This is a genomic window from Pseudomonas sp. Tri1, assembly GCF_017968885.1.
Classification (GTDB): Bacteria; Pseudomonadota; Gammaproteobacteria; order Pseudomonadales; family Pseudomonadaceae; genus Aquipseudomonas.
In genome coordinates, this window is record NZ_CP072913.1 from 2035215 (window position 1) to 2059346 (window position 24132).

Here is a 24132-nt window from a genome sequence, read left to right on the forward strand (position 1 = left end):
TTTCCACAACAGGAAACCTGCACGTGCGCCCCGACCGGATGCGCACCTGCCCGGTGTGTCATGGGGTCATTACTTCAACGTATTGCGGGGTCGAGAGATGTCAGTCGCCAATAGCCTTATCGAAGCACAGCCGGCCCGGGCCAGCGCCGCGCCGATCGAGACGCTCTACCAGTTCAATGAATCGCCGCTACTGGCCCGCCAGAACCGCCAGGAGTCCAACGCCCGCAGCTATCCGCGGCGTATTCCCCTGGCCCTCAAGCGTGCCCAGGGGCTGTACGTCGAGGACGTCGAAGGGCGAACCTTCATTGACTGCCTGGCCGGCGCCGGCACACTGGCGTTGGGGCATAACCACCCGGTGGTAATCGAGGCGATCCAGCAAGTACTGGCCGATGAGCTGCCCTTGCATACCCTGGACCTGACCACGCCGGTCAAGGACCGTTTCGTCCAGGACCTGTTTGGTTTGTTGCCGGCGGATTTCGCCGCCGAGGCGAAGATCCAGTTCTGCGGCCCCACCGGCACCGACGCGGTGGAAGCGGCGCTCAAGCTGGTGCGTACCGCCACCGGGCGCAGCACCGTGCTGTCGTTCCAGGGCGGTTATCACGGCATGAGCCAGGGAGCGTTGAGCCTGATGGGCAGCCTGGGGCCGAAGAAGCCCTTGGGCGCCTTGCTCAGCAATGGCGTGCAATTCATGCCGTACCCTTACGATTACCGCTGTCCATTCGGGCTTGGCGGGGCAGAGGGGGTGAAAGCCAATCTGCATTACCTGGAAAACCTGCTGAACGACCCCGAGGCCGGCGTGCAATTGCCCGCGGCGGTGATCGTTGAAGTGGTGCAGGGCGAGGGCGGGGTGATTCCGGCTGATCTGGATTGGCTGCGCGGCCTGCGGCGCATTACCGAGCAGGCCGGTGTGGCGCTGATCGTCGACGAAATCCAGAGCGGCTTCGGCCGTACCGGCAAAATGTTCGCGTTTGAGCATGCCGGGATCATTCCGGACGTAGTCGTGCTGTCCAAGGCCATCGGCGGCAGCCTGCCACTGGCGGTGGTGGTCTATCGCGACTGGCTCGACACCTGGCTGCCGGGCGCCCATGCCGGGACCTTCCGTGGCAATCAAATGGCCATGGCCGCCGGTTCTGCGGTGATGCGCTATCTGCTGGAGCACAACCTGCCGGCCCACGCCGCCGCCATGGGCGAGCGCCTGAGCGAGCACCTGCACATCCTGCAGCGGGATTTCCCGCAGTTGGGCGATATTCGTGGTCGCGGGCTGATGCTCGGCGTCGAACTGGTGGACCCGGCGGGTGAACCGGACGCCCTGGGCCATTGGCCGGTGCATGCACGCCTGGCGCCTCGACTGCAACGTGAATGCCTCAAGCGTGGGCTGATCCTGGAATTGGGGGGGCGGCAGGGCGGTGTGGTGCGTTTCCTGCCACCGCTGACCATCACCGCGGCGCAAATCGACCGGGTCGCCGAGATCTTCGGACGCGCCTTGAAGGCTGCCGTAGCCGACGCCTAATTTTCATCCGGGCCCATACGTTCCTTTACATATCCTGGCTGCGCATATGCCGCAGCGAACCTCGAGCAAAGATGGAGAAACACCCATGACTTCAGTATTCGACCGCGAGGACATCGTCTTTCAGGTCGTGGTCAACCACGAAGAACAGTATTCGATCTGGCCCGACTACAAGGCCGTTCCCGAAGGCTGGCGTACCGTTGGCAAAAGCGGGTTCAAGAAGGACTGCCTGGCCTACATCGAAGAAGTCTGGACCGACATGCGTCCGTTGAGCCTGCGCAAGAAGATGGAAGAGCAGGCGGCTGCGGCTCATTAATGCAGACATTCTGAAAAAACTAATCCCTGTGGGGGCGAGCTTGCTCCCACAGGTTTTGGCGCTAGGCCTCTACATCACTTGAATCGCCGCTCCACCCCTTTCTCCACCAGGATCTTCGCCGAAATCTCTTCCACGGAAAAATGCGTGGAGTTGATGTGGGGAATGTTCTCCCGCCGGAACAGGTTTTCCACCTCGCGCACTTCGAATTCGCACTGGGCATAGCTCGAATAGCGGCTGTTGGGCTTGCGCTCGTTGCGGATCGCGGTGAGGCGGTCCGGGTCGATGGTCAGGCCGAACAGCTTGTGCTGGTGGGCGCGCAGGGCGCTGGGCAGCTGCAGGCGCTCCATGTCGTCTTCGGTCAGCGGGTAATTGGCCGCGCGGATACCGAATTGCATCGCCATGTACAGGCATGTCGGCGTCTTGCCGCAGCGCGACACTCCCACCAGGATCAGGTCGGCCTTGTCATAATAATGCGTGCGAGCGCCGTCATCATTGTCCAGCGCGAAGTTGACCGCCTCGATCCGCTCCATGTAATTGGAGTTGTGGCCAATGGAATGGGACTTGCCGACCGAGTAGGAAGAATGCTCGCTCAGCTCCTGCTCCAGGGGCGCCAGGAAGGTGGAAAAAATGTCGATCATGAAACCATTGGACGTTGCGAGAATCTCACGGATGTCCTGATTGACGATGGTATCGAAGATAATCGGACGAAAACCGTCGGTTTCGGCGGCTTTATTGATTTGCTGTACCATGGCCCGCGCTTTGTCGACATTGTCGATGTACGGGCGTATGAACTTGGCAAAGGTAATGTTTTCGAATTGCGCCAACAGGCTTTGGCCTAGCGTCTCGGCCGTGATGCCGGTGCCGTCGGAGATAAAGAAAGCAGATCGTTTCATTTGCGCCTTGGGCCTTAAGCTAATAACGATTCTTGGATATGATAGGCGCGATTTGCTGGCCGCCAGTGGCCCGCATTCTCACTTATTTTCCAGGTCCAGGCCATATCGCCGACAATCGCTCCCCTGGAGCCGTCGGTGCCCTGAGCTTTTCCAACACAGTTAGTGGAGAGATCACCTTGGTAGAGTACGTAGTTTCCCTCGATAAGCTCGGCGTCCATGATGTGGAGCATGTGGGGGGCAAGAACGCATCCCTGGGCGAGATGATCAGTAACCTCGCCGGTGCCGGCGTATCGGTGCCAGGTGGCTTCGCCACGACCGCTCAGGCTTATCGTGATTTCCTGGAACTGAGCGGCCTGAACAAGCAGATCCACGATGCGCTCGATGCCCTGGACGTCGATGACGTCAATGCCTTGGCCAGGACCGGTGCCCAGATCCGCCAGTGGATCATGGAAGCCGAGTTCCCCGAGAAGCTGAACGCCGAAATCCGTACCGCGTTCGCCAAGTTGTCCGAGGGCAATCCTGACGTCGCCGTTGCCGTGCGCTCCTCGGCCACCGCCGAAGACCTGCCGGATGCTTCCTTCGCCGGCCAGCAGGAGACTTTCCTGAACATCCGTGGCGTGGAAAACGTCATCCGTGCCGCCAAGGAAGTCTTCGCCTCCCTTTTCAACGATCGTGCCATTTCCTACCGCGTGCACCAGGGCTTCGACCACAAGCTGGTTGCCCTGTCCGCGGGTGTGCAGCGCATGGTCCGCTCCGAAACCGGCACCGCCGGCGTCATGTTTACCCTCGACACCGAGTCGGGTTTCCGTGACGTGGTGTTCATCACCGGCGCCTACGGCCTGGGTGAAACCGTTGTGCAGGGCGCGGTGAACCCGGATGAATTCTACGTCCATAAAGGCACGCTGGAAGCCGGTCGCCCGGCCATCCTGCGGCGCAACCTGGGCAGCAAGGCGATCAAGATGGTCTACGGCGACGAAGCCAAGGCCGGTCGTTCGGTGAAGACCGTCGACGTGGACAAGGCCGATCGCGCGCGTTTCTGCCTGACCGACGCCGAAGTCAGCGAGTTGGCCAAGCAGGCGATGATCATCGAGAAGCACTACAAGTGCCCGATGGACATCGAATGGGCCAAGGACGGTGACGACGGCAAGCTCTACATCGTGCAGGCCCGTCCGGAAACCGTGAAGAGCCGCACCCAGGCCAACGTCATGGAGCGCTACCTGCTCAAGGAAACCGGCACCGTGCTGGTGGAAGGCCGCGCCATCGGCCAGCGCATCGGCGCCGGCAAGGTACGGATCATCAAGGACGTCTCGGAAATGGACAAGGTCCAGGCCGGTGACGTACTGGTCTCCGACATGACCGACCCGGATTGGGAACCGGTGATGAAGCGCGCCAGCGCCATCGTCACCAACCGTGGCGGGCGCACGTGCCACGCGGCGATCATTGCCCGTGAACTGGGTATCCCGGCGGTGGTGGGTTGCGGCAACGCCACCGAATTGCTCAAGGACGGCCAGGGCGTGACCGTTTCCTGCGCTGAAGGCGATACCGGCTACATTTTCGAAGGCGAGCTGGGCTTCGACATCAAGAAGAACTCCGTGGACGCCATGCCGGACCTGCCGTTCAAGATCATGATGAACGTCGGCAACCCGGACCGTGCCTTTGACTTCGCGCAGTTGCCGAACGCCGGCGTGGGCCTGGCCCGCCTGGAATTCATTATCAACCGCATGATCGGCGTGCACCCCAAGGCATTGCTGAACTACGACGGCCTGCCGCAGGAAATCAAGGACAGCGTCGACAAGCGCATTGCCGGCTACAACGATCCGGTCGGTTTCTACGTCGAGAAGCTGGTGGAAGGCATCAGCACCCTGGCGGCCGCGTTCTGGCCGAAAAAGGTCATCGTGCGCCTGTCGGACTTCAAGTCCAACGAATACGCCAACCTGATCGGCGGCAAGCTCTACGAGCCGGAAGAAGAAAACCCGATGCTGGGTTTCCGTGGGGCCTCGCGCTACATCAGTGAAGCATTCCGCGACTGCTTCGAACTCGAATGCCGTGCCCTCAAGCGCGTGCGCAACGAGATGGGCCTGACCAACGTCGAGATCATGGTGCCGTTCGTCCGGACCCTGGGCGAAGCGAGCCAGGTCGTCGACCTGCTGGCGGAAAACGGCCTGGCCCGTGGCGACAATGGCCTGCGCGTGATCATGATGTGCGAGCTGCCGTCCAACGCGATCCTGGCGGAAGAATTCCTCGAGTTCTTCGACGGTTTCTCCATCGGCTCCAACGACCTGACCCAGCTGACCCTGGGCCTGGATCGCGACTCCGGGATCATCGCCCACCTGTTCGACGAGCGGAACCCGGCGGTCAAGAAGCTGTTGGCCAACGCCATCGCTGCCTGCAACAAGGCCGGCAAGTACATCGGCATTTGCGGCCAGGGCCCTTCGGACCACCCGGACCTGGCCAAGTGGCTGATGGAGCAGGGCATCGAAAGCGTTTCGTTGAACCCGGACTCCGTGCTGGAAACCTGGTTCTTCCTGGCTGAGGGACAGGCTGCGGTCTGATTGAGTGAAGGGACCTCACCGGTAATGTAAGCCGGGCGACCTTGTGGGAGCGAGCCTGCTCGCGATAGCGTTGGATCAGCAAGATTAGTCTCGACTGACACTCTGCTATCGCGAGCAGGCTCGCTCCCACAGGTCCGTGGCTATCAAACACCCCGATCCCTTTTGATTGAAGTAGGGCGGGCTCCTCATGGATGCCGCCCTTTTTTGTGCAAGAGCATTATGCAAAGCAGCAGCAACCTTTTTCCTGTCGCTCTGATCAGCGCCGAACGGCGGGGTGATCTGAGCGAAGACGTCTATCGCTTGAAACCTGGCAACAGCCCGGACTACAGCGTTGAGCTGGCCGTCACCCGCCTGGGCATGGCCGACGCCAGCGAAACCCGTGGCGTGCCCGTGATCCTCTTGCACGGCAGCTTTTCCAACCGGCGTTTCTGGTATTCGCCCAAGGGCCTGGGCCTGGGGGCGTACCTGACACGCCTGGGGTTCGATGTCTGGATCCCCGAGATGCGTGGGCATGGGCTGTCCCTGCGCAACCAGGGCTACCGCAACAATCGCGTGGCCGACTACGCTCGCTACGACTTGCCGGCCATCGGCGCCTTCGTGCGCGAGCAGAGCGGCCAAGTGCCGCACTGGATCGGCCATTCCCTGGGTGGCATCACCCTGGCGGCAGCGTTGGGTGGCCACTACCTGGGTGAGCCGGCCGTGGCGTCGGTGGCGTTTTTTGGTACCCAGGTCAGCCGCACCTACTGGCCGCTGAAGATTCCGCCAGTGGAGTGGAGCGGGCGCTTCATCCTCAAGCGGTTTGCCCAATTGTCCGGTTCAAGGCTCAAGCGCGGCCCCGAGGACGAGCCCATCGGCCTGGCCCTGGAGAGCATGCGTTGGTATGGCTTGTTCGGTCGTTTCGGCGATGCCGAGAAGAACTGGTGGGCGGGCCTTGCCGAAGTGCAGGTGCCGGTCCTGGCAGTGAGTGCGGCAGGGGATCACCAGGACCCGACCTGGGCCTGTCGCAAGCTCTTCGAGCAGATCGGTTCCGAGCACAAGCAGTTTGTCTGCCTGGGCCGGGAGCAGGGCTTCAATGGCGATTTCGGCCACGTCGAGATGCTGGTCAGCAAAGCCGCACAGGCAGAGGTCTGGCCTTTGGTGGCGCGTTGGCTGGAGGATCAGCACACCGCGCTGCTGGCAGAACAGCCCCGGCTGGCCGAGGCGGTTTGAAGCGAAGGCTCTGACAAGGGCATTTCGCTCTGGTCGGCTTGCGGCTAAGATATGACGCGTTACGCGGTTCCGGTCACAAACGGTTGCTCTTTCAGTCTGACGTTCCAGCCTTCCAGGAGTTGTTCGATGAACCATTACCTCACGCCCGACCTGTGCGACGCCTACCCGGAGTTGGTGCAGGTGTTGGAGCCGATGTTCAGCAATTTTGGCGGCCGCGATTCCTTCGGCGGCGAAATCGTGACCATCAAGTGTTTCGAAGACAACTCGCGGGTCAAGGAGCAGGTTGAACTCAAGGGCAATGGCAAGGTGCTGGTGGTCGACGGTGGCGGCTCCCTGCGTCGGGCATTGCTGGGCGACATGCTGGCGGAAAAAGCCGCGAAGAATGGCTGGGAAGGGCTGGTGGTCTACGGTTGCATCCGCGACGTCGACGTCATTGCCCAGACAGACCTCGGGGTCCAGGCCCTGGCCAGTCACCCGATGAAGACTGATCGACGCGGCGTCGGCGAACTCAATGTGCCGGTGACCTTTGCTGGCGTGACGTTTCGTCCGGGCGAATATGTATACGCGGACAACAACGGCGTGATCGTCTCGCCGAGCCCGCTGAAAATGCCTGAATGAAGCGTCACAGCTATAAGGGATGAGGATGTTCGAGGAAGAAAACGCGCAATGGGGGCTGGTGCATGCCCTGGTGCTGGACGGTAAAGGCGGCGCGCGTTCCATAGCCCGGACCGAACTCGACGATTTGCAGCTGCAGGCCCACGAAAGCCTGTGGCTGCACTGGGATCGCAGTCATCCGCAAACCCACACCTGGCTACGCAAATCCAGCGGCCTGAGCGAATTCAACTGCGACCTGTTGCTCGAAGAGAACACCCGCCCGCGACTATTGCCGTTGCCCAACGCCGAGCTGCTGCTGTTCCTTCGGGGGATCAACCTCAACCCGGGCGCCGAGCCTGAAGACATGGTTTCGGTGCGGATCTTTGCGTCCGCCCAACGGGTGATTTCCCTGCGTCTGCGGCCGTTGCGCGCCACCGATGAGCTGCTGGTGCAGTTGACCGAGGGCAAGGGGCCGAAGACCGCGTCGGAACTCATCCTTTATATGGCGCAATACCTCACCAACAAAGTGCAGGATCTGGTCACCTGCCTTTCCGAAATCGTCGATACCGAGGAAGAAAAACTTGATACCGACGAACGGTATACCCCCGAGCACGACGCCATCTTGCATATCCGTCGCAGGGCCGCCGGGCTGAAGCGATTCCTGGCACCGCAACGGGACATCTTCGGTCAGATGACCCGACTTAAATTGCCGTGGTTTGTCGATGACGACGGCGATTACTGGAATGAATTGAACAACAGCCTGACCCGTTACCTCGAGGAGCTGGAATTGACCCGAGAGCGCGTGGGGCTTGTGCTGGAGGCCGAAGACCGGCGTCTTTCGGTGCGCATGAACCGCACCATGTACCGCTTCGGCATCATCACCGGGATTTTCCTGCCGATGAGTTTTCTCACGGGGCTTTTGGGTATCAACGTCGGCGGTATTCCGTTTTCCGCGAGCCCTTATGGTTTCATGGTCGCCTGCCTCTTGATGGTCGGCGTGGCCCTGGGGCAGTGGTGGTTATTCCGTCGTTTGCGCTGGGTGTGATGGGGTTTCATGTGACCCGACGAAATTTGATCGCGTCTTCCACAGACATTACGAGAGGTGCGTATGCACGATCCGTTCGAACAGTCTTTGCGCGATATGCTCAAGGCTTCGCCGTCCAGCCGGGACGACGATGCATGCCTGGGACGCGTGCTCAAAACCGCCAATCGCCAGGTCGGCGCCGGCGATCTGTTCAGCCTGCTGGGCCGTTGGTTGCCCGCGCTGATGATCGCCTTGAATAACGGCTCGGCCCACGTCTCGCCGGTTTCCCGTCGTAAACCTGTTACTCGCACCGCTGATAAGGCTGATTGAATATGGAACTTGATCTCTGGACCCAGAGCCTCGTCACGGCAATGACTGCGTTGTGGACCAAGGTGGCTAACTTCATTCCGAACCTTTTCGGCGCGCTGGTCGTGCTGTTGCTGGGTTTTGTCGTGGCCAAACTGCTGGATACGCTGCTGTCCAAGCTGCTCGCCAAACTGGGCCTCGACCGCCTGATGGGCGGCACCGGCCTGACCAAGCTGTTGTCCCGTGGCGGCATCCAGGTGCCGATTTCGACCCTGGTCGGCAAGATTGTCTACTGGTTCGTTTTGCTTATTTTCCTGGTTTCTGCGGCTGAATCCCTTGGTCTTGAGCGAGTTTCAGCTACGCTCGATATGCTTGCACTGTATTTGCCGAAGGTTTTCGGGGCGGCACTGGTGTTGCTGGTTGGCGTTCTGCTGGCGCAACTGGCCAACGGGCTGGTGCGCGGCGCTGCCGAAGGCGTCGGGTTGGATTATGCCCAGGGCCTGGGGCGAATTGCCCAGGGCCTGGTGATCATCATCAGTATTTCGGTCGCGATCAGCCAGTTGGAGGTCAAGACTGACCTGCTCAACCATGTGATTGTGATCGTATTGATTACCGTTGGTCTGGCGGTTGCGCTGGCAATGGGATTGGGAAGCCGGGAAATTGCCGGTCAGATTCTTGCGGGAATCTATGTGCGTGAATTGTATGAGGTTGGGCAACAAGTGCGTGTTGGCGAGGTCGAAGGCCAGATCGAAGAGATCGGCACGGTGAAGACCACATTGCTGACCGAGGAGGGCGAGCTGGTGTCGCTTTCTAATCGGATCCTGCTGGAACAGCATGTGAGTAGCCGCTAACCCGGCAAACCCTGCTAATGTATGCCGCCGCAAAATGCCCGATATCGCAGGCTGCGGCGCACATTGACCTAGACTGTCGGCCCGACTTGTTTTGAACAAACCCCAATCGCTATCTACGCGCTATGACCCCCGTGATCTCTCCGATGAGGAGTTGGTCGCGCGCGCGCATACGGAGCTGTTTCACGTAACACGCGCGTACGAAGAGTTGATGCGGCGTTACCAGAGAACATTATTTAACGTTTGTGCACGGTATCTTGGGAACGATCGCGACGCTGACGATGTCTGTCAGGAGGTGATGTTGAAGGTGCTGTATGGCCTGAAGAACTTCGAGGGGAAATCGAAGTTCAAGACATGGCTCTATAGCATCACGTACAACGAATGCATCACCCAGTATCGCAAGGAACGGCGAAAGCGTCGCTTGATGGACGCCTTGAGCCTGGATCCTCTGGAAGAAGCGTCTGAAGAAAAGGCGCCCAAGCCCGAGGAGAAGGGTGGACTTGATCGCTGGCTGGTTCATGTGAACCCGATCGATCGGGAAATTCTGGTGCTACGATTTGTCGCAGAGCTGGAGTTCCAGGAGATCGCAGACATAATGCATATGGGTTTGAGCGCGACAAAAATGCGTTACAAGCGCGCTCTTGACAAATTGCGTGAGAAATTTGCAGGCATTGCCGAAACTTAGTTTGGCGCAAATATCTCTTACGTGTAGGCAAGTTCTGATAGACTTGCCGCCGAGTTGTCCCCCGGTTTGCGGGACTGCTTCACAATCACCAGATGGGGATTTAACGGATGAAACTGAAAAACACCTTGGGCTTTGCCATTGGTTCTTTGATTGCTGCCACTTCGTTCGGCGCTCTGGCACAAGGCCAAGGCGCAGTTGAAATCGAAGGCTTCGCCAAGAAAGAACAATTCGACAGCGCTCGTAACTTCAAGAACAACGGCAACCTGTTCGGCGGTTCGGTTGGTTACTTCCTGACCGACGACGTTGAACTGCGTCTGGCCTACGACGAAGTGCACAACGCACGTTCCGACGATGGTCGTAACATCAAGGGCGCCAACACCGCTCTGGATGCTCTGTACCACTTCAACAACCCAGGTGACATGCTGCGTCCATACGTATCGGCTGGCTTCTCCGACCAGAGCATCGGTCAGAACGGCTCCAGCGGTCGTAACCGTTCCACCTTCGCCAACGTTGGTGGCGGCGCCAAGCTGTACTTCACCGAGAACTTCTACGCCCGTGCCGGCGTTGAAGCTCAGTACAACATCGACCAAGGCGACACCGAGTGGGCGCCAAGCGTCGGTATCGGTGTGAACTTCGGTGGCGGCTCCAAGCCTGCTGCTGCTCCAGTTCCAGCTCCGGCTGAAGTCTGCTCCGACAGCGACAACGATGGCGTGTGCGACAACGTCGACAAGTGCCCTGACACCCCAGCCAACGTAACCGTTGACGCTGATGGCTGCCCAGCAGTTGCTGAAGTCGTACGTGTTGAGCTGGACGTCAAGTTCGACTTCGACAAGTCGGTCGTCAAGCCTAACAGCTACGGCGATATCAAGAACCTGGCTGACTTCATGAAGCAGTACCCATCCACCACCACTACTGTTGAAGGTCACACTGACTCCGTCGGTCCTGACGCTTACAACCAGAAACTGTCTGAGCGTCGTGCAAACGCCGTTAAGCAAGTTCTGACCAACCAGTACGGTGTTGAATCGTCCCGCGTTCAGTCTGTTGGCTACGGCGAATCCCGCCCAGTTGCTGACAACAAGACTGAAGCTGGTCGTGCAGTTAACCGTCGCGTAGAAGCGCAGGTTGAAGCTCAAGGTAAGTAATTACCCCGCAGCTGTAGAAAAGCCCGGCTTAGGCCGGGCTTTTCTTTGCCTGGGATTTATGAAAATGAGAGGCTTTGCCGCAAAACAGTTGGTTAAACACAAACCCTGTGGGAGCGAGCTTGCTCGCGATAGCGGTGTGTCAGCCAGTATTGATGCTGCTGACCCGACGCTATCGCGAGCAAGCTCGCTCCCACATTAGGTTGGGTGTTATTTGTTACTGCGCCGAAGCCTGGACCCAGGCAGGCTGCGACCCTGCAAGTTCAGCGGCCGCTGCAACCGCACCAATCACCAGGATCGCCGGGCTCTTGAGTTGAAAGGCGCCTGCATCGGTCTCCATCGAGGCCAGGTCGCTGCGGCAGTCACGCTGATGGGGCAGGGAAGCATTTTCGATCATGGCCACCGGCGTGTCCGCCGCCAAGCCGCCGGCCAGCAACTGCTCGCGGATCTCGCTCAGCTTCGCTACACCCATGTACACCACCAGGGTGGTGCCGCTTTGGGCCAACGCTTGCCAGTTCAGGCTGCTACCGTCCTGGGTGTGGGCCGTCACCAGCGTCACGCCCCGGGCTATCCCGCGCAGGGTCAGCGGAATATCGCTCTGGGTCGCCCCCGCAAGCCCGGCGGTGATGCCATTGACCAGCTCCACCTCGACACCATGTTCGCGCAGCCACTGCGCCTCTTCACCACCGCGACCGAAGATGCACGGGTCACCGCCCTTGAGCCGTACCACGCATTTGCCCTGGCGCGCATACCGCAGCATCAGGCGATGGATGAAGGCCTGGGGTGTAGAGCGGCATCCGCCGCGCTTGCCCACGGCAATGATGCGTGCAGCGGGGCAATGCTCCAGCACTGCGGCATTGACCAGATCATCGATCAGCACCACGTCGGCTTCGCCCAAGGCGCGCACGGCTTTGAGGGTCAGCAATTCAGGGTCGCCGGGACCCGCACCCACCAGCCAGACTTTTGCGTTCATAGTGTTTTCCTCACGAGATAGCCGCCAGCGGTTGCGCAGTGGCGACCAGCAGGCGTTTGATTTCCGGTACGCAGGAGCCGCATTGCGTACCACAGCCCAGTTCCTGTTTGAGCCCCTGCAAGTCCAGGCCACGTTCAATGCCTGCGCAGATCGCGCGTTGGCTGACGTTCATGCAGTTGCACAGGGTTTTACTGCCGCCAAGCGCAGCGCCGACGTTGCCCGGCGGCGCGCTCAAGGGCGCCAGCAACCAGCGGCGCAATTGCTCATCGGCACGACCTTCCTGCCACAGGTTCTGCAACCAGTGCCGGGCCAGGGTTTCGCCGGCCAGGCGAATCGCGGTGATGCGGCCGTTTTCGATGCGCACCCGTTTACCAATGGAGCGCCGCGGATCGTCATAAGCCAGTACCGGCCCCTCGATCAGCCCCAATTGCTCGTCGATCGCCTGGAGCACTTGTGGTGCGGGGGCAACAGCGCTGGCAGCGCGAATCAGCAGTGCGGGACGCTCTCGGCCGGTCAGGCTGAGGCTGACGTAGGCAAACGCCTCACACAGCGGCCGTAAAGCCTCCAGGTGCTGTTGAACATCGCCCTCGATCAGGGCGAAAAGTTGCCAGGGCAGGTTCACCGGCTCCAGGCGCACGCCGCTGTGCTTGAGTTCCGGTTGTTTCGACAACGGATCGAAGGCCGGTTGCGTCAGGGTATTGACCCCACCCTTGAGGAACCGGTCGCCCCAGTGCATGGGCAGGAACGCCTGGCCAGGGCGCACGCTGTCGTCGCTGTCCACCGCCACGATCACGCTGCCGCGGCGGCTTTTGAGGCTGACCAGGTCGCCTGCTTGCAGACGATGTCGGAGCAATTCGTCAGGATGCAGGCTGAGTACGGCTTCGTTCACATGGCCGAACAATTGCGCGGCGGTGCCGGTACGGCTCATGCCGTGCCATTGGTCACGCAAGCGGCCAGTGTTCAGGGTCAATGGGTAGCGGGCGTCACGCAGTTCCTTGGCGGCCCGATAGGGGTCGGCCACAAACCGGGCACGGCCGCTGTCGGTCGGGAATATCCCATCCATGTACAGGCGAGCCGTTCCTACCTTGGCACCCTCGGGGAAGGGCCATTGTTGAGGGCCGAGCTGATCGATCAATGCATGGCTGATGCCGGACAAGTCCAGGTCGCGGCCACGGGTCAGCTGTTTGTATTCATCGAACAGTTGGGCCGGGGTGTCAAAGGCGAACAGGCTGGGCTGGCCCGGGCGCAAGCGCTTCTCCAGGCGCTGTGCGAAATCCACGGTGATTGCCCAGTCCGGACGAGCTTCCCCCGGTGCGCCGATGGCCCGACGGACGTGGGAAATCCGCCGTTCGGAGTTGGTCACCGAGCCTTCTTTCTCGCCCCAACTGGCCGCCGGCAGTAGCAGGTCGGCAAAGGCAGCGGTCTCGGTGGTCCGGAAGGCTTCCTGCAACACCACGAACGGACAGGCTTGCAGCGCTTCACGTACCGCCGTCTGGTCTGGCATCGATTGGGCTGGGTTGGTGCAGGCGATCCACAAGGCCTTGATCTTGCCGCTGCGAACCTGCTCGAACAGCTCGATGGCGCTCAAACCGGTGGTGGCGGGCAGTTGCTCGACGCCCCAGTAGCGGGCGACTTCGGCGCGATGCTCCGGGTTGGCGGCTTCGCGATGGCCTGGCAGCAGGTTCGACAGGCTGCCGGTTTCCCGTCCGCCCATGGCATTGGGTTGGCCGGTCAGCGAGAACGGACCCGCGCCCGGACGACCAATTTGCCCGGTGGCCAAGTGCAGGTTGATCAACGCGCTGTTCTTGGCGCTGCCGGCAGTGGACTGGTTCAAGCCCATGCACCACAGCGACAGGAAGCTCGGCGAGGTGCCGACCCATTCGGCGCACTGATGCAGTTGTTCGACGCTGATGCCACACAACTGGGCGACCATGCCCGGGGTGTAATCGCGTACCAGGTTCTTCAGCTCTGCCAAGTCTTCGGTGTGGGCCTTGATGAAGTCGCGGTCAACCCAGTCTTCCCACAGCAACAGGTGCAAAATCCCATGGAACAGGGCGACATCGGTGCCCGGCAGGATCGCCAGGTGCAGGTCCGCCAGATCGCAGGTGTCGGTGCGTCGAGGGTCGATGACGATGATTTTCATCTGTGGCCGGCGGGATTTGGCTTCCTCGAGACGGCGAAACAGGATCGGATGGGCGTAGGCCATGTTACTGCCGACGATCATCACGCAGTCACTCAGTTCCAGGTCTTCATAGCTGCAGGGCGGGGCGTCGGCACCGAGGCTGCGCTTGTAGCCCACCACAGCGGAGGACATGCACAGGCGGGAATTGCTGTCGATGTTGTTGGTGCCCACCAGTGCCCGGGCGAGTTTATTGAAGGCGTAGTAATCCTCGGTCAGCAGTTGGCCGGAGATGTAGAACGCTACGCTGTCTGGGCCGTGCTCGGCGATAGTCTCGGCGAAGACACTGGCGGCGTGATCCAGGGCGCTGTCCCAGTCTGTGCGCGCTCGGGCCAGGCCTTTGCCCAGGCGCAACTCCGGGTAGAGGGCGCGTGCGGCGAGGTCGCCGGTCAGGTGCAGGGTCGAGCCCTTGCTGCACAGTTTGCCAAAGTTGGCCGGATGGGCGGGATCGCCACTGACGCCGAGGATGCGCTCGTCGTCATGTTCGATCAGCACGCCGCAACCGACCCCGCAATAACAGCAGGTCGAGGCCGTGGTCTGGCGGTTCATCAGCTTGCGTCCCGTAGGGCCAGTTGCACCCGGCCGTTTTCGACCCTGGCCGAATGATGATGGGCGCAGCCGACATCCGGGGCCTGGGCCTGGCCGCTTTCCAGGTCGATCTGCCAGTTGTGCAGCGGGCAGGCCACACGCTTGCCGTAGACCAACCCTTGGGACAAAGGACCGCCCTTATGCGGGCAACGGTCATCGAGGGCGAACACTTCATCGTCGCTGGTGCGGAAAATCGCGATATCGCCTTTCGGGCCATTGATGATGCGCGAACCGAGGATATTGATTTCTTCCAGCGCGCAGATATCCAGCCAGTTCATGCCGACACCTCCAGGTTTTTCACGGGGATGACTTCAAACTCTTTTTTCAGCAGTGGCTGTTCCAGGCGCTGTTTCCATGGATCCTGCTCCAGCGACAGGGAAAACTTCAGGCGCTCATGAAGGGCCTTGCGCCGCGCCGGGTCTTCGAGCACGGCTTTCTTGATGTGCTCCATGCCGACCCGCTGCATGTAATGCACGGTGCGTTCGAGGTAGAAGGCTTCTTCGCGGTACAGCTGCAGGAAGGCGCCGTTGTATTCGCGCACTTCTTCGGCGGTCTTGAGTTTGACGAAGAACTCGGCCACTTCGGTCTTGATCCCGCCGTTGCCGCCGATGTACATCTCCCAGCCGGAATCGACGCCGATAATGCCGACGTCCTTGATGCCCGCTTCCGAGCAGTTGCGTGGGCAACCAGAGACGGCCAGCTTCACCTTGTGCGGCGACCACATGTTGAACAGGTCGTGTTCCAGCTCGATGCCCAGTTGGGTCGAGTTCTGCGTGCCGAAGCGGCAGAACTCGCTGCCCACGCAGGTTTTCACGGTGCGGATGGACTTGCCATAGGCGTGCCCGGAGGGCATGTCGAGGTCTTTCCAAACGCCGGGCAGGTCCTGCTTCTTGATCCCCAGCAAGTCGATACGCTGGCCGCCAGTGACCTTGACCATCGGCACGTTGTACTTGTCGGCCACGTCGGCGATGCGCCGCAGCTCCGACGGATTGGTCACGCCACCCCACATCCGTGGCACGACCGAATAAGTGCCATCTTTCTGGATGTTGGCGTGGGCGCGTTCGTTGATCAGGCGCGATTGCGGGTCGTCCTGGGCTTCGCCGGGCCAAGTGGAAATCAGGTAGTAGTTCAGCGCCGGGCGGCAGGTGGCGCAGCCGTTGGGGGCGCGCCAGTTCAGGTAGCTCATGGCGTCAGCGATGGTCAGCAGGTGCTGGTCGCGGATCGCCTGGCGGATCTGGCCGTGGTTGAGGTCGCTGCAGCCGCAGATGGCTTTTTCGCTTTTCGGCTTGACGTCCGCCGCACCGCCCACGGTGTTGATCAGGATCTGCTCGACCAAGCCGGCGCAGGAGCCGCAGGAGCTGGCGGCCTTGGTGTGTTTTTTCACGTCGTCGACGCTGAACAGCCCGTGCTCCTGGATCGCCTTGACGATGGTGCCTTTGCACACGCCGTTGCAGCCGCAGACTTCGGCGCTGTCGGCCATGCTCATGGCTTTGTCCTGGCCCTGGTGTCCTACGTCACCCAAGGCGTTTTCGCCGAACATCAAGTGATCGCGGATCTCGCTGATGCCGTGGTTCTCACGGATCTGGCGGAAATACCAGCCACCATCTGCCGTATCGCCGTACAGACAGGCGCCCACCAGCACGTCATCCTTGATCACCAGTTTTTTATAGACGCCGCCAATCGGGTCGGAAAGGGTGATGGTCTCGGTGCCTTCGCCGCCCATGAAGTCCCCGGCGGAAAACAGGTCGATGCCGGTGACTTTGAGCTTGGTCGAGGTCACCGAGCCCTTGTACGTGGCGAAGCCCAGTTGTGCGAGGTGGTTGGCGCAGACCTTGGCCTGTTCGAACAGCGGGGCCACCAGGCCGTAGGCGGTGCCACGGTGGTTGGCGCATTCACCGATGGCATAGATGCGCGGATCGTAGGTCTGCATCGTGTCGTTGACCAGGATCCCGCGGTTGCACGGGATGCCGGATTTTTCCGCCAGTTCGGTGTTGGGCCGGATACCCGCGGCCATCACCACCAGGTCGGCGGGGATGATGTCACCGTTCTTGAACTGGACCGAGCCGACCCGGCCGTTGCCAGCGTCGTGCAAGGCTTGGGTTTGTTCGCTGAGGCGGAATTTCAGGCCACGGTTTTCCAGGGCGGTTTGCAGCAGTTGGCCGCTGGTCTTGTCCAGTTGCCGTTCCAGCAACCATTCGCCCAGGTGCACCACGGTCACGTCCATGCCCCGCAACTTCAGGCCATTGGCGGCTTCCAGGCCGAGCAGGCCGCCGCCGATCACCACCGCATGCTTGTGGGTCTTGGCGGTGTTGATCATGGCCTGGGTGTCGGCGATGTCGCGGTAGCCGATCACGCCTTCCAGGGTGTTGCCGGGGATCGGCAGGATAAAGGGCGTGGAACCGGTGGCGATCAGCAGGCGGTCATATTCGGCTTCGCTGCCGTCTTCGGCGATGACCCGGCGCTTGACCCGGTCGATCTCCACCACCTTGCGGTTGAGCAGTAGCTTGATGTTGTTGTCCAGGTACCAGCTCAGGTCGTTGAGCACGATCTCTTCGAACGTCTGCTCACCGGCCAGTACCGGTGAGAGCAGGATGCGGTTGTAGTTGGTGTGGGGCTCGGCACCGAACACCGTGATGTCGTACAGCTCGTTACTCAGTTTGAGCAGTTCTTCGAGGGTTCGAACCCCGGCCATGCCGTTGCCGATCATTACCAGTTTGAGTTTTTTCATCAGGGTTCTCCGCAAGTTCAGGCCCGTTTCATCACGGTGATCGGGCTGGCTCGGCAATTTTTTCGAAAACAAAAAAAGGCGTCCCGCTAGTTGCCTAGCGAGGACGCCTTTGTCCTGGTCCCGTTCTCTCGGGAAGCACCGCCTTCATCGTTGGAGGCGTTGCTTTATGTATGGTGAGAGAGGTTATGCAGTGGTTGTGCCAAGTGGCTCTGGGGCGCGGATTTATTGGGGGAGCGGCTGATGGCACGCAGGGAAGAGGGATTTATTGCACCGAATCAAAGCGTGTTGCCCGGTAATGGAGCGTGGTAGCCGATAGCTTGGTAGTGGCAGATAGGCCCTCATCGCGAGCAAGCTCGCTCCCACATTGGATCTGTGGTGGCCACAAAACCTGTGGGAGCGAGCTTGCTCGCGATGGGCGCGACTGGATCTCAGCCATGAAACACCAAAAACAGCAGCACGATGTTCACCACCAAAGACGCCAGCGCCAACGTCCGCCAGACCTTCAGCGGTTCTCTTTCCAGCAGCGGCCGGGGCCTTACGCCCAAGCTGCGGCGTTCGCCCTGTTCCAGCAGCAACAACCATTCCTCGGCGGTTTCAAAGCGCTGCTGCGGATCGGCCTCGACGGCACGTTCCAGGCTTTGCCCGAGCCATTCGGCCAGGTCTGGCCGATAGCGACTGGCATTGACCGGCACGCCAAAGCGCGGGCGCTGGAATGCTTCGATTTCGCCGTAGGGATAATGCCCTGTCAGCAGAAAATACAAGGTCACGCCGACGGCATACAAATCCTGTTGCGCGGTCGGCGCGGTGCCACCGAAGGCTTCCGGCGCTATATAGCTGGGTGTGCCGGGCAGCACGTTGGCCTGGTCTTCGGACAGGCCCGGGCAGTACGCCAGGCCGAAATCCAGCAAACGCAACTCCCCGTCATCGCCCAGGTGCAGGTTTTCCGGCTTGATGTCGCGGTGGTAGATCTGCCTTCGATGCAGCAGGCCCACCGCCCGCACCAGCCGTTGCGCCAACTCCAACCATTGGGCGAGAGGTAGTGGCCCGTCCTGGTTGAACAGCTCGGCCAGGGTCATGCCCGAGTATTCGCGCATCACGTAGTACAAATGCTGACGCTGGGGAACGCCATGGACCTCGGGAAACTGTCGCCCCGCGACCCGTTTGAGAAACCATTCTTCCGACAGCAATGCCTGGCCAGCCCGGGTGTCGTCCCGTAGCTGCCCGGGCAAGGTTTTCAGCAGCCACGGCTGGCCCTGACCGTCGTGTACCCGGTAGAGCAATGACTGTTGGCTCTGGCCGAGCAGGCCTTCGATCTGCCAGCCTTCGAACACCTGGCCCGGTTTCAGCGCCGGCGGCAGGGGCCATTGCTGCAATTGGATCAGTGCATCGCCGATGCTCGCTTCACCCAACGCATCGACTCGCACCAACAGGGCGCTGGCGTTGTCCTGGCTACCGGCCAGGTGCGCGGCGTTGACCAGTGTCTGCGCCGCGAGGTCGAGGTCCGGCTGGTCGCGAAGGATGCCGGCGATGGCCGTGTCCCCCAGGACCGCCCAGACCCCGTCGCTGAGCAGGACGAAGGTTTCGTCGGTGCGCAGTTCGCCGTCGAGAAAGTCCAGGATCAGGTGTTGATCCAGTCCCAGGGCACGCTTGAGCACATGTTGCATGCCCTGTTGTTCCCAGACGTGGTCTTCGCTGACCCGTTGCAACTGGTCGGCGTGCCAGCGGTAGACCCGGCAATCACCGACATGCGCGAGGGTGAAGCGCCGACCGCGCAGGACCAGGGCGCTGACGGTGGTGAGCAGCGGCTGCCCGCCGCCGTTGGCCTGCAACCAGCGATTCTGCGCCAGTAACAAGCGGTCCAGCGCTTGGGCCACGCCCCAGGTCTGTGGCGTGGCGTAGTAGTCCAGGGCCAGGGCCTGCAAGGTCGAACGGGCGGCCAGCCCGCCATCGGCGCATTGGCTCACGCCGTCGGCGATGGCGAACAGGTATCCCTTGCTGGCGGCCAGGGCCGGGGCCGGGGTGACCAGGCGCAAGGCGTCCTGGTTCTCTTCCCGTGGGCCGATGGCGCTGGCTTCGGCGAAACTCAGTTGCAGGCTCATGGTTGCAGGTTATACCCGAGCAGCGGTGACAGCGGCCGAACCCCAAGTGGTCCTCCAGCGACGTTTTACACCGTGCAGGCCGAACCAGGCCAGGACACCGAGGCTGGCGAACAACCACAGCGCCAGTTGATAGCTGCCGGTGCTCTGCTTGATCGCGCCCATGCCCGCCGCGAGGGCGAAGCCACCGATGCCGCCGGCCATGCCGATCAGCCCGGTCATCACGCCGATTTCGCGGCGGAAGCGTTGTGGCACCAGTTGGAACACCGCGCCGTTGCCTGCACCGAGACCGAGCATGGTGCAGACGAACAGGGCCAGGGCCGCATAGGAACTTGGCAGGTTGAAACCCACCGCCGCGATGCAGACTGCCGCTACGGTGTACATGCCGAGCAAGGTGCGGATGCCGCCGAAACGATCGGCCAGGGCGCCGCCTAGTGGCCGCATCAGGCTGCCACCGAAGACGCAGGCGGCGGTGTAGTAGCCGGCGGTTACCGGGCTCAGGCCATATTGGTCGTTGAAGTAGCCGGGCAGGGCACTGGCCAGGCCGATGAAACCGCCAAAGGTCACGCTGTAGAAGAACATGAACCACCAGCTGTCACGGTCGCCCAGGGCCTTGAGGTAGTCGGCCATGGATTTGGCTTTCGGCCGCTCGGGGGCATTCTTGGCCAGCCAGGCGAAGAGCACCAGGGTCAGCACCAGCGGGATCAGCGCGAAGCCGAACACGTTGGTCCAGCCGAAGGCCACCGCCATGACCGGGGCGATCAACGCGGCGAGCACGGTGCCCGAGTTACCAGCACCGGCAATGCCCATGGCCTTGCCCTGATGCTGTGGCGGATACCACTGGGACGCCAGCGGCAGGGCCACGGCGAACGAAGCACCGGCCACGCCCAGGAACAGGCCCAGCAGCAGGGCTTGTTCATAGCTGTGGATGCCCAGTTTCCAGGCGCAGAACAGCGCGCTGATCACAATCACCTGGCCCACCATGCCGGCGGTCTTTGGTGAAATCCGATCGGCCAGCAGGCCCATGAACAAGCGCAATACGGCGCCAGCCAGGATCGGCGTTGCCACCATCAGGCCGCGTTGTTGGGTGGTCAGGTGCAGGTCGGCGGAGATCTGCACCGCCAGTGGGCCGAGCAGGTACCAGACCATGAAACTCAGGTCGAAATAGAGGAAGGCCGCGAACAGTGTCGGGGTATGGCCGGATTTCCAGAAGCTTGAATTCATCGCGCACCTCAGCTGTAAAAGTCTCGAGAAATGAGTCAGTGCTTTGAGCAGTGCGCCGTCTGTGGTCGCACCACCGGCCCCGAGGGGCCAAAACAAAAAAACGCCGCAACCCGGATCGCCAGAGAGGCAAGGAGGGTGTGCGACGTCTTTGTCGTAGGTGGGGCAACCGCCGTTGGTTACCTGTGGGTTTGCTTAAGCGAGATCTGTGCCAACCCGAGAGATTGGGGGGAGCCTTATCGCGAGCAGGCTCGCTCCCACAGTTGATCGGAGGTGTTCGCAAATATCGTGTTCACCCCCGCAAACCTTGTGGGAGCGAGCTTGCTCGCGATGGCGGCGGGTCAGTCGATATTGATGTTGGATGCACAACCGCTATCGCGAGCAAGCTCGCTCCCACAGTGGATTTGGGGTGTTCGCGAATGCTGTGTTCACCCCTGGACCTGTGGGAGCGAGCCTGCTCGCGAAGGGACCAGGCCAGGTGCTACAAGGCCTTCAGCCCAGCAACTCATTCATGGCAATGATCTGTTCCGCCACCTGGATCAGCTTCTGCTGGCGGCTCATGGCCTGGCGGCGCATCAAGGTGTAGGCCTGCTCCTCGTTGCATTCCTTCATTTTCATCAGCATGCCCTTGGCCAGTTCGATGCGCTTGCGTTCGGCCAGTTGCTGGTCCCGGGCCAGGAGCTGGGCGCGCAGGGCCTGGTCGCTTTCGAAGCGGGCCATGGCCACATCGAGGATCGGTTGCAGGCGCGCGGCGTGGATGCCTTCGACGATGTAGGCGCTCACGCCCGACTTGATTGCCTGGCGCATCACATCCGGGTCGTGCTCGTCGGTAAACATGACGATCGGTCGTGGTTGGTCGCGGCTGACCAGCACCACTTGTTCCATCACATCGCGCCCGGGTGACTCGGTATCGATCAGAATTACGTCCGGACGCACCGTTTCGACGCGTGCCGGCAGGTCAATGGTCAAGCCGGATTCGTCGATGACTTCGAATCCGGCCTCAATCAGGGCGGCCTTGAGGCGGCCGACTTTTTTCGCCGTGTCGTTGATCAGCAGGATACGCAGCATGGTCGAGGCTCCTGTCAGCGGCTGGCGAGAAGGGGAGCCGCATCGCTCAAGGCGTGCAGTTTGAAGCTGCGGGCGTACCCGGCCGGATCCGAGCCGTCCCAGGTGATGCCGTCGATCAGTTGGCTGCTGCGCATGTTCAGGTGTGGAGCCGCGATGTCCAGCGCCGCGCAGGCTTCACGGTACAGCTTGAGTTGCTGGACCTGCTGCGCCACGGCCAGGTAGTCCGGGTCTTCGCGCAGCAGGCCCCAACGACGGAACTGCGTCATGAACCACATGCCATCGGACAGATACGGCAGGTTCACCTCGCCGTTGCCATGAAAGCGCATCGCGTGAGGGTCCTGCCAGCTGTTGCCCAGGCCATCGGCGTAGATCCCCAGCAGCCGGGGTTCGATGCAATCCAGTGGCGCGTCGAGGTATTCGGGCGCACTCAACAGTTGCGCGGTGCTGCGACGGTTCTCGGGGCTTTGTTCGATGAAGCGGCTGGCTTCGAGGATCGCCATCACCAGTGCCCGGGCGGTATTGGGGTACTGCTCGACGAACGCGCGGGTGCAGCCGAGGACTTTTTCCGGGTGATCGGGCCAGATGGTCTGGGTGGTCGCCAGGGTGAAGCCCAGGTTCTGTTTCACCGCGCTGGCGCACCAGGGTTCGCCGACGCAGAACCCGTCGATACGCCCGGCTTGCAGGTGGGCGATCATTTGCGGCGGCGGCACCACCACGCTGTCGACATCCGTCAGGGGGTGGATGCCCTGGGCGGCGAGCCAGTAATAGAGCCACATGGCGTGGGTGCCGGTGGGGAAAGTCTGGGCGAAGGTCAGTTTCGGGCGAGTTTGGTGCACGTGGTGCTCCAGTGCCTCAGGACTGGTCACGCCCTGGGCCTGGAGGCCATGGGACAGGTTGATGCTCTGGCCGTTCTGGTTCAGGCCCATCAGTACAGCCATGTCGGTCGGTGCCACGCCGCCGATGCCCAGGTGCACCGCATAGATCAGGCCGTACAGGCTGTGGGCGGCGTCGATTTCACCGCTGACCAGCTTGTCCCGCAGGTTGGCCCAGGACGTCTGGCGCTTGAGGTTCAGGGTCAGGCCGTAGGGTTGGGCGAAACCCTGGGTGGCGGCCACCACCACCGGCGCGCAATCACTCAAGGCCATGAAACCAAGGTTGACCGCGCTCTTTTCCGGGGCATCGCTGCCGTTGACCCAGGCCAGGGGGTTGGCTGGAACTTCATTCATCGCGCATCACCTTCTACATAAAAAAGCGCCGTACCCGGACGGCTGCCAGAGCAGGGCCGGATGACGACGCCGTTGTCCCTAAAAACTAGTGTGGCACGCATTCCGCCGTTGGTATGGGCGCCGATGAACTCTAATGGTGCAAGGCATATGCCAGCCCGACGCCTCATCACCTTTCCATCAGGATTCAAGGCGCCGTGTCTTTCATCCTGTCGCTCCTTGAACCGCCACGTAACAAAGGAGACGGCTGTGCAAAACAAATCATTTCGCGCCACGGCATGGCCTGATCTGCGCGAACGCGTGCTGCACCTGCGTGTCGCCCAAAGCCCGGTTCAACTGAGCGCCGCGGGACTTGGGCTCGATCGCTGCCTGCCGGTCGGTTGGCAAGGGCTGGTGGTGCTGCGCGATTCGCTGGCGTTCACGGGCGGCGAGCTGCATGTATTGCCTGTGTGCGCCGCGTCGCTGGTGAAGCTGCAGGCTTTTTTCGACATGAGCGATGCCTTCGCCGAACAAAGGGCTGAGGTTGCGCCGTGGGCGGTGTTGCCGGTGGCGGATGAGATCGTCCGATCCGGGGAACGGCTCGAGCGCTGGTACATCGAGCAAGCGATGGGCGGTACCTCGGATTATCACGCGGTCGCCAACCTGTTGCGTCATCACGAGAGCTACGGGCTCGTGCGGTTTTTGTTGGAACAAGGCACTCGCAGCGAAAAACTCAACACCCTGGCGCAGCGCTACGGCGTATCGGTTTCGCATTTTCGAAGGCTTTGCCGACAGGCCCTGGGCAGTGCGGCCAAGCCAGCCCTGCGTGGCTGGCGCACCGCCCAGGCGTTGTTGAACATGAGCCTTCAGGACGGCTCGCTGACCGATGTGGCACTGGAGTTCGGCTTTGCCTCTTCTTCGCATTTCTCCAAGGAAGTCCGCGAATTGGTGGGCTTCGCGCCGAGCAATCTCGCCGACATCACCTACCTTTCCGGTCATTGATC

At 61.4% G+C, this 24132-nt stretch carries 20 protein-coding genes; 11 read left to right on the forward strand and 9 right to left on the reverse strand.

Annotated features, from left to right (window positions below):
• Window positions 1-97 precede the first annotated feature (97 nt).
• Window positions 98-1510, forward strand: a complete 1413-nt coding sequence (locus J9870_RS09040; protein ID WP_210643589.1) for an aspartate aminotransferase family protein — start codon at window positions 98-100, stop codon at window positions 1508-1510.
• A gap of 85 nt (window positions 1511-1595) precedes the next feature.
• Entirely contained in the window at window positions 1596-1823 is a 228-nt protein-coding gene (locus J9870_RS09045) for an MbtH family protein (protein ID WP_210643590.1), read from the forward strand.
• Window positions 1824-1897: 74 nt separating this feature from the next.
• Here J9870_RS09045 and J9870_RS09050 read toward each other — a convergent pair whose 3' ends face one another.
• Window positions 1898-2716 carry a pyruvate, water dikinase regulatory protein gene (locus J9870_RS09050; protein WP_014337326.1) on the reverse strand — a complete coding sequence of 273 codons (819 nt, stop codon included), beginning with the start codon at window positions 2714-2716 and terminating at the stop codon, window positions 1898-1900.
• A 176-nt stretch (window positions 2717-2892) separates the two neighbouring features.
• Here J9870_RS09050 and ppsA point away from each other — a divergent pair, with 176 nt between their 5' ends.
• The 8 genes from ppsA (at window position 2893) to J9870_RS09090 (ending at window position 11076) form a co-directional block, all read left to right on the forward strand.
• Window positions 2893-5268: a phosphoenolpyruvate synthase gene (gene ppsA / locus J9870_RS09055; protein WP_210643591.1), complete on the forward strand. Its 2376-nt coding sequence runs from the start codon at window positions 2893-2895 to the stop codon at window positions 5266-5268.
• A 219-nt stretch (window positions 5269-5487) separates the two neighbouring features.
• On the forward strand, window positions 5488-6477 hold the full coding sequence (locus J9870_RS09060; protein ID WP_210643592.1) for an alpha/beta fold hydrolase: 990 nt from the start codon (window positions 5488-5490) through the stop codon (window positions 6475-6477).
• Between the two features lie 126 nt (window positions 6478-6603).
• A complete protein-coding gene (gene rraA / locus J9870_RS09065; RefSeq protein ID WP_210643593.1) occupies window positions 6604-7095 on the forward strand; it encodes a ribonuclease E activity regulator RraA in 492 nt (163 codons plus the stop codon).
• 25 nt (window positions 7096-7120) lie between these two features.
• The gene (locus tag J9870_RS09070; RefSeq protein ID WP_210643594.1) at window positions 7121-8116 is read left to right on the forward strand and encodes a zinc transporter ZntB; all 996 of its coding nucleotides are present in this window, start codon (window positions 7121-7123) and stop codon (window positions 8114-8116) included.
• 63 nt (window positions 8117-8179) lie between these two features.
• Window positions 8180-8425: a hypothetical protein gene (locus J9870_RS09075; protein ID WP_014337331.1), complete on the forward strand. Its 246-nt coding sequence runs from the start codon at window positions 8180-8182 to the stop codon at window positions 8423-8425.
• Between the two features lie 2 nt (window positions 8426-8427).
• The gene (locus tag J9870_RS09080) at window positions 8428-9252 is read left to right on the forward strand and encodes a mechanosensitive ion channel domain-containing protein (protein ID WP_047227144.1); all 825 of its coding nucleotides are present in this window, start codon (window positions 8428-8430) and stop codon (window positions 9250-9252) included.
• Between the two features lie 91 nt (window positions 9253-9343).
• A complete protein-coding gene (gene sigX, locus J9870_RS09085) occupies window positions 9344-9934 on the forward strand; it encodes an RNA polymerase sigma factor SigX (RefSeq protein WP_042729583.1) in 591 nt (196 codons plus the stop codon).
• 107 nt (window positions 9935-10041) lie between these two features.
• Complete coding sequence (locus J9870_RS09090) at window positions 10042-11076, forward strand: OmpA family protein (RefSeq protein ID WP_210643595.1); 1035 nt, start codon at window positions 10042-10044, stop codon at window positions 11074-11076.
• A gap of 214 nt (window positions 11077-11290) precedes the next feature.
• Here J9870_RS09090 and cobA read toward each other — a convergent pair whose 3' ends face one another.
• From cobA to J9870_RS09130, 8 genes are all read right to left on the reverse strand, one after another.
• Window positions 11291-12046, reverse strand: a complete 756-nt coding sequence (gene cobA, locus J9870_RS09095; RefSeq protein WP_210643596.1) for a uroporphyrinogen-III C-methyltransferase — start codon at window positions 12044-12046, stop codon at window positions 11291-11293.
• Window positions 12047-12056: 10 nt separating this feature from the next.
• Window positions 12057-14774: a nitrate reductase gene (locus tag J9870_RS09100; RefSeq protein WP_210643597.1), complete on the reverse strand. Its 2718-nt coding sequence runs from the start codon at window positions 14772-14774 to the stop codon at window positions 12057-12059.
• Window positions 14774-15091 carry a nitrite reductase small subunit NirD gene (gene nirD, locus J9870_RS09105; protein ID WP_018605256.1) on the reverse strand — a complete coding sequence of 106 codons (318 nt, stop codon included), beginning with the start codon at window positions 15089-15091 and terminating at the stop codon, window positions 14774-14776. Before nirD ends, J9870_RS09100 begins: the two co-directional genes overlap by 1 nt.
• Window positions 15088-17541, reverse strand: a complete 2454-nt coding sequence (gene nirB, locus J9870_RS09110; RefSeq protein WP_210643598.1) for a nitrite reductase large subunit NirB — start codon at window positions 17539-17541, stop codon at window positions 15088-15090. Before nirB ends, nirD begins: the two co-directional genes overlap by 4 nt.
• A 428-nt stretch (window positions 17542-17969) precedes the next feature.
• Window positions 17970-19640, reverse strand: coding sequence for a bifunctional protein-serine/threonine kinase/phosphatase (locus J9870_RS09115; protein ID WP_210643599.1), 1671 nt, complete (start codon window positions 19638-19640; stop codon window positions 17970-17972).
• A gap of 9 nt (window positions 19641-19649) precedes the next feature.
• Window positions 19650-20861, reverse strand: coding sequence for a nitrate/nitrite transporter (locus tag J9870_RS09120; RefSeq protein WP_003199537.1), 1212 nt, complete (start codon window positions 20859-20861; stop codon window positions 19650-19652).
• 489 nt (window positions 20862-21350) lie between these two features.
• Window positions 21351-21926: an ANTAR domain-containing protein gene (locus J9870_RS09125; protein WP_025212689.1), complete on the reverse strand. Its 576-nt coding sequence runs from the start codon at window positions 21924-21926 to the stop codon at window positions 21351-21353.
• 14 nt (window positions 21927-21940) lie between these two features.
• Window positions 21941-23152 (reverse strand): CmpA/NrtA family ABC transporter substrate-binding protein, encoded by a 1212-nt coding sequence (locus tag J9870_RS09130; protein ID WP_210643600.1) that lies wholly within the window; start codon window positions 23150-23152, stop codon window positions 21941-21943.
• Between the two features lie 246 nt (window positions 23153-23398).
• Here J9870_RS09130 and J9870_RS09135 point away from each other — a divergent pair, with 246 nt between their 5' ends.
• Complete coding sequence (locus J9870_RS09135; protein WP_210643601.1) at window positions 23399-24130, forward strand: helix-turn-helix domain-containing protein; 732 nt, start codon at window positions 23399-23401, stop codon at window positions 24128-24130.
• Window positions 24131-24132 lie beyond the last annotated feature (2 nt).

Bases quoted from the DNA above. Each gene is read 5' to 3' on its own strand.
- J9870_RS09040 (WP_210643589.1), top strand. From the start codon at position 98: ATGTCAGTCGCCAATAGCCTTATCGAAGCACAGCCGGCCCGGGCCAGC.
- J9870_RS09045 (WP_210643590.1), top strand. From the start codon at position 1,596: ATGACTTCAGTATTCGACCGCGAGGACATCGTCTTTCAGGTCGTGGTC.
- J9870_RS09050 (WP_014337326.1), bottom strand. From the start codon at position 2,716: ATGAAACGATCTGCTTTCTTTATCTCCGACGGCACCGGCATCACGGCC.
- J9870_RS09060 (WP_210643592.1), top strand. From the start codon at position 5,488: ATGCAAAGCAGCAGCAACCTTTTTCCTGTCGCTCTGATCAGCGCCGAA.
- rraA (WP_210643593.1), top strand. From the start codon at position 6,604: ATGAACCATTACCTCACGCCCGACCTGTGCGACGCCTACCCGGAGTTG.
- J9870_RS09070 (WP_210643594.1), top strand. From the start codon at position 7,121: ATGTTCGAGGAAGAAAACGCGCAATGGGGGCTGGTGCATGCCCTGGTG.
- J9870_RS09075 (WP_014337331.1), top strand. From the start codon at position 8,180: ATGCACGATCCGTTCGAACAGTCTTTGCGCGATATGCTCAAGGCTTCG.
- J9870_RS09080 (WP_047227144.1), top strand. From the start codon at position 8,428: ATGGAACTTGATCTCTGGACCCAGAGCCTCGTCACGGCAATGACTGCG.
- J9870_RS09090 (WP_210643595.1), top strand. From the start codon at position 10,042: ATGAAACTGAAAAACACCTTGGGCTTTGCCATTGGTTCTTTGATTGCT.
- cobA (WP_210643596.1), bottom strand. From the start codon at position 12,046: ATGAACGCAAAAGTCTGGCTGGTGGGTGCGGGTCCCGGCGACCCTGAA.
- J9870_RS09100 (WP_210643597.1), bottom strand. From the start codon at position 14,774: ATGAACCGCCAGACCACGGCCTCGACCTGCTGTTATTGCGGGGTCGGT.
- nirD (WP_018605256.1), bottom strand. From the start codon at position 15,091: ATGAACTGGCTGGATATCTGCGCGCTGGAAGAAATCAATATCCTCGGT.
- nirB (WP_210643598.1), bottom strand. From the start codon at position 17,541: ATGAAAAAACTCAAACTGGTAATGATCGGCAACGGCATGGCCGGGGTT.
- J9870_RS09115 (WP_210643599.1), bottom strand. From the start codon at position 19,640: ATGAGCCTGCAACTGAGTTTCGCCGAAGCCAGCGCCATCGGCCCACGG.
- J9870_RS09120 (WP_003199537.1), bottom strand. From the start codon at position 20,861: ATGAATTCAAGCTTCTGGAAATCCGGCCATACCCCGACACTGTTCGCG.
- J9870_RS09125 (WP_025212689.1), bottom strand. From the start codon at position 21,926: ATGCTGCGTATCCTGCTGATCAACGACACGGCGAAAAAAGTCGGCCGC.
- J9870_RS09130 (WP_210643600.1), bottom strand. From the start codon at position 23,152: ATGAATGAAGTTCCAGCCAACCCCCTGGCCTGGGTCAACGGCAGCGAT.